The organism is Vibrio maritimus, assembly GCF_021441885.1.
Taxonomy (GTDB): domain Bacteria; phylum Pseudomonadota; class Gammaproteobacteria; order Enterobacterales; family Vibrionaceae; genus Vibrio; species Vibrio maritimus_B.
The window spans coordinates 3318079-3330954 of the sequence record NZ_CP090438.1 but is presented as its reverse complement, the minus strand read 5'-3'; the positions used below and the strand labels follow the sequence as shown (position 1 = coordinate 3330954).

The window sequence follows — 12876 nt, the reverse complement described above, 5'->3', positions numbered from 1 at the left end:
TTACATAAAAATAGGAGCGGCTGAGAAGCTCGCCAAGCTCATATTTTTAAAAATTGACCAAGATTATAGCTAATTCACAACATTTAGCAGCAATTTACTGGTCTAATCTCCTGTGGTCTGTCAGAAAAATTGCAACACAGAGCACATTTTGACAGCCAGCTGAAAAAAGCTGAAACAAAAAAGCCGCCCCAGAAGGGACGGCTTGTTATCAGATTGTCACAGAGATGCACTAAACCAGCTCGGCTTTCTCTGCAATCAACTTGTCGACGACGCTCGGATCAGCAAGCGTTGACGTATCACCTAAATTGCTGGTGTCGCCGGTGGCTATCTTACGTAGAATTCGACGCATGATTTTACCAGAGCGAGTCTTAGGTAGTGAGTCCGTCCAGTGCAGGACATCTGGCGTGGCGATTGGACCGATCTCTTTACGAACCCAATCTTTCACCTCTTTATGCAGCTCAGCTGATGGGAACTCGCCATCATTTAGCGTGATGTAGGCGTAGATAGCCTGACCTTTGATGTCGTGTGGAATACCAACGATTGCAGCTTCAGCAATCTTATCGAAAGCAACCAGCGCAGATTCAATCTCTGCGGTACCCATTCGGTGACCAGAGACGTTAAGTACGTCATCAACACGGCCGGTAATCCAGTAGTAACCATCTTCATCACGGCGAGCGCCGTCACCCGTAAAGTACATGCCTTTAAAGGTCGAGAAGTAGGTTTGCTCAAAGCGGTCGTGGTCTCCATAAACGGTACGCATTTGACCCGGCCAAGAGTCTAGGATGACTAAGTTGCCTTCGGTCGCGCCATCGACAATATTCCCCATGTTGTCGACTAGCGCAGGTTGCACGCCGAAGAATGGGCGAGTTGCCGAACCTGGTTTGAGCTCTGTGGCCCCCGGTAGTGGAGTAATCAAGATACCGCCTGTTTCTGTCTGCCACCAGGTGTCGACGATAGGTGATTGCTCGTTACCGATAGTTTTGTAATACCATTCCCAGGCTTCTGGGTTAATTGGTTCGCCAACTGAGCCCATGATGCGTAGGCTGTCGCGAGTGGTGCCTTTGACCGCTTCATCGCCCTTCGCCATTAGCGCACGAATCGCAGTCGGTGCAGTATAGAGGATGTTGACTTGGTGCTTGTCGACAACTTCACTCATACGGCTGGTATCTGGGTAGTTAGGTACGCCCTCAAACAAAATAGTCTTCGCTCCATTGGCGAGTGGACCATAGATTAGGTAGGTGTGACCGGTAATCCAGCCAACATCAGCGGTACACCAGAAGGTTTCGCCTGGCTGATAGTCGAAGACATATTTAAAGGTCATGGTTGCGTAAACGAGGTATCCACCCGTGGTGTGCAGAACGCCTTTTGGTTTACCTGTTGAGCCAGAAGTATAAAGAATGAATAGCGGGTCTTCTGCGCTCATTTCTTCTGGTGGGCACACTTCAGAGGCATTTTCGGTTGCTTCATGCCACCACACATCACGATGCTCATGCCAAGCCACATCGCCACCCGTGCGCTTAAGTACCATAACCTTGGAAATGGTTTTCACTTCTGGGTTCGTCAGTGCCTCATCAACGTTCTTTTTCAAAGGTACTGCGCGGCCACCACGTACACCTTCATCTGCGGTAATCACCACTTTTGCGTCTGAATCGATAATACGACCTGACAGTGCTTCAGGAGAGAAGCCACCGAAGACAACGGTATGGACAGCACCGATACGTGTACAAGCGAGCATTGCGACTGCCGCTTCTGGAACCATCGGCATGTATAGACAGACCACATCACCCTTGTTGACGCCTTGTGCTTTTAGCGCGTTAGAGAACTTACACACTTCTTTGTGCAGTTCATTGAAGGTGAGGGTTTTATCGTCAGCAGGATCGTCGCCTTCCCAAATGATTGCGACGTCATCACCACGCTCTGCTAGGTGTCGGTCGATACAGTTTGCCGAGACGTTGAGTGTGCCATCTTCAAACCAGCGAATGTCGACATGGCCAGTGTCAAAAGAGGTGTGTTTGACTTTGGTGAATGGCTTAATCCAATCAACGATTTTGCCGTGCTCTCCCCAGAATCCTTCAGGGTCCGAGACGGACTGTTGATACATAGATAGATAAGTGTCGTTATCCGCATGTGTGTTGGTTTTAATGTTTTCTTTTACCGGATAAACATGAACTTCACTCATTGCTTCTCTCCTTTGAATTGAGCTTAGCGGGCTAGGGCTGAACTAGATCGTGTATTAACTCTCGGCTAGTTCGAGGCAATGAGCAATTAGACTTTAGGCGTACTGGTGAAAAGTTAAGCTAAATTAGTGGGTTAACGAAGGTTGGTAATGAGATGTGGGTCGCAGTTCGGGTGAAACTAGCTCTGAGGTCGAAACGGTGGCAGTGAACCACGAGTCAGCTTTAGGTAAACCATCGCTGCCGCTTTGGCATCTTCGAGCGCATCGTGTTTGTGGTAATTGGGTATTTGTAAATGGCGACAGATGGCTTCAAGACTCAGATCAAAATAGCCATTGGGCAGCATTTTAAGCAGCTGGTCGTTATAGATTTGGCTCACTTCAATCAGGGCATTAGGCAAGGGAAAGCCGAGGTGCTTTTTGCAGGCACGGTCGAGGATCTTTTTGTCATAACGAATGTGGTAGCCCACCAGTGGCCGGTTACCGATGAATCTTATCAGCGCTTGAATGGCTTGCTTTTCACTGATGCCATGCTTGAGGTCGTCGTGTCTGATATGGTGGATCTTGATAGAGTCTTCATCCAAAGACTTTGGCGCAGAGAGTCTGACCTCAAACGGAGCGCTGGTGATAATGCGGTTATCAATAATCTTTGTGGCGGCAATGGTCACAATGTCCGCCACATTCGGATCGAGGCTGGTGGTTTCACAATCGAGTGAAACAAACTCATTTGGCACTGGGCGAGTGAAGAGGCTTTGGTAATCACTCCCTTTGGTTTGATAGCGCCAGTAGGCTTTGGTAAGAATATTCATAGCAAGATCACTATCAATGACGAATCTGGTAGTGGTAGCCAAGCCACTGTTTAAACTTTTTCACCACGTGCAGCCCATGACGTAACAGGTCGCGTTCAGGGCGTTCAAGCGCGTCCAATTGAATGGCATTACTAATATCGTGATGCGACAGCTGTTGTTGTAATCTGAGCTTGAAAAAATGCTTCAGTGCCTCCGCTAGGTTCTCCGCGGTTTCTTGTTCTAGTACTCGCTTAGTCACCAACTGGTCGATGCGATCAAAGGTGTTAGTGGCATCGATGGCGTATTCCATACTCAGGGCTCGAACACCGTGAACAATAGGGAAGATCCCCCCTTGTTTTAGATCCACTCCTTGCTTGGAGCTTTTTACATTACCAAACAGGGTTAGAGGGACCGCAAAGTTCAGTGCTGGGCGAGTGAACTCGGTCAATATGAGCTCTTGTCCTTCCATCTGCTGCTGCAAGTGCTGTTTTACAGGAGCAAGCAGTTCGAGGTTCCCCGCAACAGCCCGAGCGTCGGCAAGGATGGCGATTTCCATGACACTTTCACTGTTTGCACTGGCGACAAGCTTTTCGATATGTTGCTGCCATTCATTTGTTGTTCGGACCCAGTGAGGATTACTGACCATGACGTTGCCGGGGCAAAGAGGGTAGCCGAGTCGGGCAAGAGTATGGTTGAGATCATCAAGGACACGTTGCTGATTCGGCCACTCTAATCCTTGCTCTAATATCAGCGCATTATCTTGGTCGGTTTTCAGGATCTGCTCGCCTCGACCTTCAGACCCCATCACGATTAAACAGCAGTGATTATGCATGGCTGGCGGGACAACAAGCTCAAAGGCGCGCTCGATGATCTGTTCATTGACCGCGGAAACCAGTTCCATCATGAAGCGAGTTCGGATGCCGTTGGTCACGAGACTGTCGACCAATTGCTGCTGGCGATTGGAGGCTAAGGCGAGCTCATCAATGCTATTCGCCCGCGCGATGCTAAGAGATAACACATGAGAGTGGGTGGAAAATGCGCTCAGTATCTGGGTCATATCCAGCATCCCAACCGCCTCTTTCCCTTCGCAGACCATCAAGCGCTTTACTCTTTGACGCGTCATGGTGACCATGGCGTTAAAGAGGAACTCATGTTTTTCGACTTGATGAACCGGGTAAGTGGCGATGTCGCCAATAGCGGTATTGGCAGCGAGCTGTTCGAGTACTACGGCATGCAGCATATTGGTTCGAGTGACAATACCATAACGGGATGTGTGCGCGGCAAGTCTCGGGTCATTCTCATCGAGCTCAATCAAAGCAGCGTCGACACCTTGATTTAATAGGGCTTGAGTGACCTCGGTAATGGGCATGCTTGCTGGCAGGATCAAGGGTGGATGGTAGATCTCTTCATCGACCTTAGTCAGAATAAATTCACCAAGATTTTGCTGCTTCTGCGCTTCTTCAATAAGTTGTTGGCGTGTTGCCAAGCTGGTATCAAAGTAGGCCGCAAACTGCCCATTGCTGTGGTAAAGGGTGACAAAGACATCTTTGGGGAGCAGATACACTAGGGTGTCTTCGAGCGCCACATAGTCATGTTTTACTGCGCCACTCAGAAGCGCACGTACATCAAACATGTCATCGTAGGTGTAGTGGGCGTAGACCTCTTTGCGCTCAGCATCGCGCTCTTCAACTGAGCCCTTGATGATGATGTAGAGCTGGTCAGCTTCGGCTCCCGCTTTAACAATGGTGTCTTTATCTCGATAGTAAGCCACATCCAAGGCGGAGCGGAGCTGATTCTGTTGAGGCTCACTGAGTCTGTCGAAAGGGGGGGACGACATATTAAATTTATCAGGCATACCAGTAAGCTCCATTTTCCCACATCATGGCAATAGTCTGGCAAATTCGTGGCTAAGCTCCAGACGACTTTAGTCGTAGAGCAACCGAGATTTAGGTGCCAAGCAAATAAGGGAAAATTCGTTCACTCATTAATTCCCTTTTTATGAGCGCAGACTCGTAGCATAATGGCGCCGTTTCCTCTGTTCTGTCCGTTCTGCTGTAGTTAGGTTAATTTGCATGATAACGCCAACCCCTTTTGCTTGGGTCTCCCAGTACTTATTTGGTTTCTTCTTTTCTTACGGTGTTTATCTTCCGTTTTGGGCACTTTGGTTTGAAGACCAAGGGGTGTCGGCAGCGGATGTGGGCCTATTGATGGGGTTGGGTTTTGCTACGCGCTGCGTTGCCAACCTGATCATCACGCCTAGGATCCACAAAGCAGAGAGCCTGCTGCCTGCGCTTCGCTGGGCGACGTTAGCCTGTACGATTTTCCTTGCTGCGCACCTAGCTGCGGGTCCGAGTTTTGCCATGCTGGCATTGGTGACTGTGCTGTTTAACCTCAGCTTTGGTCCTGTTGTTCCTCTATCGGACGCCGCCGCGAACCACTATGCGAACCGCAATATGCTCGATTATGGTCGCACGAGACTATGGGGCTCGGTCGCCTTTATTGCGGGCTCGTCAGTCGTTGGCTACTTAGCGTCTCAGTTTGGCGCCAATATGATCGTCTATACGGCAATCGCTGGTTTCGTGATTTCTATGCTGCTGGTGATGAGAAACCCAGCCACTATGCCGGTTTCGCAGAGCGAAGAAGATACCGTGAGACCTAAGTTGAGTGCGCTGCTCAAAGATACCGAAGTGATTCGCTTTCTGGCATTGATAGCCCTTATCCAAGGTAGCCACGCCGCTTACTACAGTTTTAGCTCTATCTATTGGAAAGAGGCGGGTCATCCAGAAAGCTTGATCGGTTATCTTTGGAGTCTAGGTGTCGTATCAGAAGTCATGCTGTTTGCCTTTAGTAAGAAGTGGTTTGCTGGCTGGTCACTGCGTACCTTGTTTGTCATTTCTTCTGTGGGCGTCATGATTCGCTGGGGACTGACGGCATCGACAACCGCTGTTGCAGCCTTGGTTGTGATTCAATTGTTGCATGGCGTGACCTTTGCTATCGCTCATATTGCCGCGATTCAATATATCCAGAAGTCTGAGCCGAACAAGATGGTGGCACTGCAAGCGCTCTACAATGCGATTCCGTTGGGGGCGTTTATTGCGCTGATGATGGCAGTCAGCGGTTGGGGCTACGAGAACTGGGGAGCTAACGTATTCTGGGGTATGGCTGTCATGGGGCTACTGGCGCTGTTCATTAAAGTTGAGCCGAGTCGAAAAGGCGCGCAAGATATCACGGAAAAACCTCAGCCTGAGCCACAGAATTGATTGGCGACATTTGAGAAAAATGCTGATAACCCTTTAAATAATAGTTAACAAATTTAAAGGGATATCACATATGCAAGGATGGATCGTCGTCCCCGTGTCACTGGCCTATTTGGGCATACTATTTTTAATAGCGTGGTACGGCGATAGGCAGAAAAAATGGCTCTCTAACTGGCGACCTTGGGTCTACAGTCTATCGATTGCTGTTTACTGTACATCCTGGACTTTCTACGGAACGGTCGGACAAGCGAGCGCAAATCCTTGGGCATTCTTGCCCATCTACTTAGCCCCAATCATCGTCTTTACATTAGGCTGGCGCGTCATTGCCCGCCTTATTCTTATCGCTAAGCGCGAGCACATCACCTCCATCGCTGACTTTATAGCCGCGCGATACGGAAAGTCTCAAGGGCTTGCTGTCGTTGTGACCTTGATTGCCGTGGCTGGGATCTTGCCTTACATCGCCTTGCAACTGCGCGGCATCACTATGGGGCTCGAGGTTGTCGCTCCCGATCTTGCCAGCGAGCTCGGTTATCAAGATAAACACATCTCATGGTTTGTCGTTGGTGCTTTGGCAATCTTTACCATGCTGTTTGGCACTCGACACATCGATAATACCGAGCATCACCGCGGTATGATGATGGCGGTCGCGTTTGAGTCTATCGTCAAGCTGGTGGCGTTCTTAGTCGTCGGTGTGTTTATTCTTTACCTTGCATGGGACCGACCAGATATTCATCTCGCCGAACTGGCGTCAAGCACCTACCAATCCCCCAATGTCCCAACCTTGCTGATACACACAGGGCTTACCATGATGGCGATCGTCTGTCTGCCAAGGCAGTTCCATACCATGGTGGTTGAGAATGAACGTGCTCAAGATTTGCATACAGCTCGATGGTTATTCCCAGTTTACTTAGTGCTGATGGGGCTATTTGTGCTTCCTATTGCTTGGGTCGGGCAAGGGCTGTTAATGGGGACATCGCCAGATACGTTTGTTATCAGTATCCCTAAGTTTGCCGAGGCTAATAACATTGCTTTGCTGGCATTTTTAGGTGGCACGTCGGCTGCGAGCGGTATGGTAATTGTATCTACGATCGCGCTGGCGATTATGATGTCGAATGATCTTGTGATGCCACTGCTTTTGCGTCGTATTAAGCTAGCACATCGCTCGCACCGCCATCTTTCGGGCTTGTTATTGGTTATCCGTAGAGCCTTGATCTGTTTGCTGTTGTTTGGTGCTTGGCTATTTTATCAGGCGCTCGATACGATCCACTCACTCTCAGCAATTGGCTTCTTGTCATTTTCGGCAATTACCCAGTTTGCACCCGCTCTGATAGGCGGAATGTACTGGCGTCTTGGCAACCGTAAAGGGGTTTATGTCGGACTGTTTGTTGGTTTTGCCATTTGGCTTATCACACTGATGAGTGAAACCGGCCTTCTGGCGGGTGATGCGAGCAGTAACCTTTTGATATGGATGATTACGCCACCAGATCTGCTCTCATCATGGGGCATTGCGAGCTCGGATTGGGGGATGTTGATAAGTGTGGTGTTAAACGCTATCTGTTTTGTCGTCATTTCGCTCGCGACACGCTCTAGCCTGACTGAGCGATTACAGTCAGCCTCTTTTGTCGGTACGCCTCTTCCTGAAAGTGAAAACCTGAGTCTCTACCAAAGTCGAGTCACAGTAGCTGAACTAGAGATGCTGGCGTCCCGATTTGTTGGGCGAACGCGGGTTCGCAGTGCATTTCGTCAGTACTGGAGGCAGCAAGAAAGCCAACCCCTGCCAAATCAGCAAGCGACCGCAGAGCTGATTCGACATACCGAGCGTGTGTTGGCCGGGGTTTTTGGTGCATCGTCAGCGAAACTGGTTCTTACCTCTGCGCTGCAAGGGCGTAACATGCAGCTCGAGGAAGTCGCGACGATAGTTGATGAAGCCTCCGAGCTGTACCACTTTAGCCGAGGGTTATTGCAAGGCGCCATCGAGCACATCGGGCAGGGTATTGCGGTTGTTGATAAGCAACTACGCTTGGTCGCATGGAACCGGCGATATCTAGAGCTGTTTACCTTTCCTCCGGGGCTGATTCAAGTTGGTAGGCCCATTGCGGACGTGATTCGTCACAATGCTGAGCAAGGGCTATGTGGTCCTGGCGATCCAAACGAACATGTGCGCAAGCGTATCTATTATTTAGAGCAAGGCTCACCACATACCTCGTCGCGAGTGAGAGCGGATGGCAGTGTCATCGAGGTGCAAGGCAACCCCATGCCAGGCGGAGGGTTTGTGATGAGCTTTACCGATATTACGGTGTTCCGAGAAGCCGAATCTGCGCTGCGAGATGCTAATGAACGTCTAGAAGAACGAGTGGTTGAGAGAACTCATGAGCTCGAACAGCTTAACCAGCGCTTAGTCTTGGCAACCCGAAAATCGGAGTCTGAATCTCAGTCTAAAATGCGCTTTTTGGCTGCGGTGAGTCACGACCTCATGCAGCCACTCAATGCAGCGCGACTGTTCGCATCCTCCCTTTCTGAGGCGAGTAAGGATGATGAAACCCGTAAACTCTCCGGTCACATCGAGAGTGCGTTGGGCGCGGCAGAAGAGTTGATCGGCGATTTGCTCGATATATCGAGACTGGAGTCTGGCAAGCTACAGACCAACGTACGTGGCTTTCAACTATCAGAGGTATTCAATAACTTAAAAGCGGAGTTTAGTGCCATATCAAAAGGGCAAAATATTGATTTTTCAGTGGTTTCAAGCTCGCTTATCGTCAAATCTGACCCCAAGTTGCTGCGTCGTGTGCTACAGAACTTTCTCACTAACGCGTTTCGCTACAACCCAGAGGGCAAGGTGCTTCTTGGGGCGAGAAGAATCAATGGTCGAGTACGAATTGATGTTTGGGATGATGGGATCGGGATTCCAGAAGATAAGCAGAAAGAGATTTTCAATGAGTTTACCCGAGTTGATCAAGCTCGAGCAGACAGGGGACTAGGGCTAGGCCTCGCTATCTCTCGAGGCATTGCGAGAGTGCTCAATCATCAAATCTCTATGCGTTCGTGGCCGGATCGCGGCAGCGTGTTCTCCATAACGCTTGATTTGGCGAGCGAGGTAGCGCCTGTTGCAGAAAAAGTCGCGGCATCGAGTGACGCTGGACTTAAGCATCTTAAAGTACTTTGCGTTGATAATGAGCCTGATATTTTGGTCGGAATGGAGACCTTGTTAGAGCGTTGGGGGTGTGACGTCCGCACAGCATTGGATCTAGTGGGCAGTCTTAAACATTTGGATCAAGGTTGGGAGCCTGACGTCATCTTATCTGACTATCGACTCGACAATGGGCGAACGGGATTAGAAGTCCTGCAGCAATTTCGTTTACGCGTGGGTGACTCGTTTAAAGGCGTCATCATTAGTGCTGATAGAACAGAGTCTATGCTCGAGGGCATTAAATCCAATGGCTTTGCCTTTATTGCTAAACCCGTTAAGCCACTTAAGCTGCGTTCGATACTCAATCAATCCTAGCGATCAATAAGGCATGGGAAAGCATTTGTCATTTCGATGTTAGTGTTCTTTCCATGTCTTTACTCAATATCACCTTACCTTTACCTCGCTTGACAGACCCTTTACGTCGTTCCAGTTATTCTTTGTGACATCAACTAACGGATAGCAACACTCACAGCCTTGGCGGGATTTCTGTCAACGCAACGCTGAAATTAATTCGTTATGAATCAGTACTCTTTCGAAAAATGCTGAAAAAAGGTGCAATTTTTTGAAATTAATGTGACCTGTGTCAGGTCGTATTGGGTAAGAGATGAGTATCAAATGAAAACAAAAAGTGATACCAAAGCAAAATGCTAATTGTTACTAGTATCATTTAAATTTGATTTTCTTTTAATACTTTTTAGGTATCCCTCCGTATTAAAGAGGGAGTTGGTTGAGCGTTAGGTCGTTGTACGTTCACCGAATGTTGAGCACTTAACGGTGCTACTTGATGAGGTGTCATTATGAAAAAACTATTACCACTTGCAGCTATCCTTGCAATGGCTCCGGCTTTAGCCTTTGCAAATGCAGACAACTTATACGGAAACGGTGGCGTGCACACCGAGTTCTTTGAAACTAAGGCAGAAGCGATGGCAGAAGCGAACCGTATCTCGGAACAGCTTTCTTCTAAGCCGTCACATGAGTTGGCGTTTGTGTTGCGCACTCCTTTGAAAAGCCTTGACCACAACAGTATCGAAATCTACGACAAAGACGTGTCATACAACACTATGCCTGGTGACAACGGTGCAACCATGTACCAAGGCGTTGTTGACGTAGAGTATCGTTTCTCTCGTTATGACTAACATTTGATTTCGCTAGCACGAAAAAAGGCCGCTGCATCTGCAGCGGCCTTTGTTATTACGTGTGGATAAGGTTATTGCTTGTAGATTAGTGGTCGTGAGCCGCGCCAGCGCCTTTCGGATAGCGAATCGATTCCACCATATCTTGCACATCTTTCGGTACTTCTGCCGTAAACTTGTTAACCACAATGGATACCGTGAAGTTTAGACACATACCAAGCGTACCAATACCTTCTGGGCTGATGCCAAACAACCAATTGTCTGGTGTGCTTGCCGCAGGGTTGATGAACTTGAAGTAGATGATGTAAGCCGCAGTAAACAAGATACCTGAAAGCATACCTGCGATAGCACCCTCTTTGTTCATCTTCTTGTAGAAGATACCCAGGATAATAGCAGGGAAGAAGGATGCGGCTGCCAGACCGAAGGCGAATGCAACAACCTGAGCCACGAAGCCTGGTGGGTTGATGCCTAGGTAACCGGCACCGATGACCGCGGCGGCGGCGCCTATCCGAGCATACATGAGTTCCTGCTTATCGGTCATATCGGGTTTAAAGCCTTTCTTGAGCAGATCATGAGAGACCGCTGTCGAGATAACCAATAGTAGACCCGCTGCTGTTGATAGTGCTGCGGCTAAGCCACCTGCTGCGAGCAGTGCGACAACCCAGTTAGGAAGTTGAGCAAGCTCTGGAGAAGCCAATACGATGATATCGCGGTTGATCTTCATCTCATTGCGTTCATCGCCTGAGTAGAACATACGACCATCGCCATTCTTATCTTCCCAACCAACAAGACCTGTGCTTTCCCAGTTCTTATACCAGCTTGGTGCCTCTTCTGCTTGTACGCCTTTCATGTCTGGACCATTGATGGTGTCGATCATGTTAACGCGAGCGAACGCTGCGACTGCTGGTGCAGTTGTGTAAAGAAGCGAGATAAAGACGAGTGCCCAACCTGCTGAAATACGTGCATCTTTTACGCGAGGTACAGTGAAAAAGCGAATAATAACGTGTGGTAGACCTGCTGTACCCACCATTAGCGCCGCACAGATGAAGAAGACGTCAACCATACTCTTAGAGCCGTCGGTATAGGCGGTAAAGCCGAGCTCCTCAGTCAGTCCATCGAGTTTATCGAGCAAGTAGGTTTCTGACCCTGTCAGCGTCGAACCAAAACCAACCTGTGGCAGTACCGAGCCTGTCATCATTAGCGATGTAAATACCGCTGGCACCAAGAAAGCGAAGATCAGTACGCAATATTGAGCAACCTGAGTATAGGTAATCCCTTTCATTCCACCCATTACTGCGTAGAAGAATACGATGGCCATACCGATAACGATACCTAGGTTGATGTCTACCTCTAGGAAACGTGAGAATACAACACCTACACCACGCATCTGACCTGCTACATAGGTAAAGGAAACGAAGATGGCACAGAATACCGCTACCATACGCGCTGTTTTTGAGTAGTAACGATCGCCAATGAAATCTGGCACGGTGAACTTACCGAACTTACGTAGATAAGGGGCTAAGCAAAGTGCAAGAAGTACGTAACCGCCAGTCCAACCCATAAGGTATACCGCACCATCGTAACCGATGAATGAGATGATACCTGCCATTGAAATGAAAGATGCTGCCGACATCCAGTCAGCCGCTGTTGCCATGCCGTTTGCCACAGGGTGAACACCACCACCTGCAACATAGAACTCACTGGTTGAGCCAGCACGAGCCCAGATCGCGATGCCGATGTAGAGCGCAAAGGTAATACCGACAAGAATAAACGTCCAAGTTTGAATATCCATTTTAAATGCCTCTTAGTCTTCCTGTACGTTGTATTTCTTGTCGAGCGCATTCATGCGAGCAACATAAACAAAGATCAGAGCAACAAAGGTGTAGATTGACCCTTGCTGTGCAAACCAGAAGCCGAGTTTGAAACCACCAAACTGGATTGCATTAAGTGCGTCAACAAATAGGATGCCTGCACCGTAAGACACAAGGAACCAGATTGCGAGTAGCGAACCCATGATTCCTAGATTTTCCTTCCAATAGGCTTGAGCTTGTTCTGATGATTCGAACGCCATGGCCTTCTCCTTTATCGTGTGTGTTAACGTATTGTTACGTTTTATAAGGTAGCAGGGTGAAGGCAAGAACTCAGTGCAACTTTAGTCGACTGTAAAAAACAAGAAAGCGCCGTAGATACAGGTGCTTAAGGTAGTGTGGGTGGAAAAGTGTGATGTTAATCTGATGTTAAATTAGCCAAAGGTCTAAGATTTGGATGGGTTTTAAGATAAGAGTCTTAAAATTTAACAACTATTTTCCGATAAACAGGCCAGTGAATACCATCAAAC

At 48.6% G+C, this 12876-nt stretch carries 8 protein-coding genes; 3 read left to right on the top strand and 5 right to left on the bottom strand.

From position 1 onward, the window contains the following. Positions 1-229: 229 nt before the first annotated feature. From acs to LY387_RS15325, 3 genes are all read right to left on the bottom strand, one after another. The gene (acs, locus tag LY387_RS15335; RefSeq protein WP_234494707.1) at positions 230-2179 is read right to left on the bottom strand and encodes an acetate--CoA ligase; all 1950 of its coding nucleotides are present in this window, start codon (positions 2177-2179) and stop codon (positions 230-232) included. Positions 2180-2355: 176 nt separating this feature from the next. Beyond that, the gene (locus LY387_RS15330) at positions 2356-2982 is read right to left on the bottom strand and encodes a 3'-5' exonuclease (RefSeq protein WP_234494706.1); all 627 of its coding nucleotides are present in this window, start codon (positions 2980-2982) and stop codon (positions 2356-2358) included. A 13-nt stretch (positions 2983-2995) separates the two neighbouring features. Then, positions 2996-4816 (bottom strand): DUF294 nucleotidyltransferase-like domain-containing protein, encoded by a 1821-nt coding sequence (locus LY387_RS15325; RefSeq protein WP_234494705.1) that lies wholly within the window; start codon positions 4814-4816, stop codon positions 2996-2998. Between the two features lie 217 nt (positions 4817-5033). Between LY387_RS15325 and LY387_RS15320 the strand changes: the two genes are divergently transcribed. The 3 genes from LY387_RS15320 to LY387_RS15310 all read left to right on the top strand — a co-directional run bounded on the left by LY387_RS15320 (position 5034) and on the right by LY387_RS15310 (position 10541). Further along, entirely contained in the window at positions 5034-6221 is a 1188-nt protein-coding gene (locus LY387_RS15320; RefSeq protein ID WP_234494704.1) for a 3-phenylpropionate MFS transporter, read from the top strand. A 70-nt stretch (positions 6222-6291) separates the two neighbouring features. Beyond that, positions 6292-9720 carry a PAS domain-containing hybrid sensor histidine kinase/response regulator gene (locus tag LY387_RS15315; RefSeq protein WP_234494703.1) on the top strand — a complete coding sequence of 1143 codons (3429 nt, stop codon included), beginning with the start codon at positions 6292-6294 and terminating at the stop codon, positions 9718-9720. Between the two features lie 482 nt (positions 9721-10202). Then, positions 10203-10541 (top strand): DUF3316 domain-containing protein, encoded by a 339-nt coding sequence (locus tag LY387_RS15310; protein WP_234494701.1) that lies wholly within the window; start codon positions 10203-10205, stop codon positions 10539-10541. Positions 10542-10626: 85 nt separating this feature from the next. Here the strand turns inward: LY387_RS15310 and LY387_RS15305 are convergent, their stop codons facing one another. Together LY387_RS15305 and LY387_RS15300 are read right to left on the bottom strand one after the other, a co-directional pair. Then, positions 10627-12330 (bottom strand): sodium:solute symporter family protein, encoded by a 1704-nt coding sequence (locus tag LY387_RS15305; RefSeq protein WP_234494700.1) that lies wholly within the window; start codon positions 12328-12330, stop codon positions 10627-10629. 12 nt (positions 12331-12342) lie between these two features. Continuing rightward, positions 12343-12609 (bottom strand): DUF4212 domain-containing protein, encoded by a 267-nt coding sequence (locus LY387_RS15300; protein WP_042478618.1) that lies wholly within the window; start codon positions 12607-12609, stop codon positions 12343-12345. Between the last annotated feature and the right edge of the window lie 267 nt (positions 12610-12876).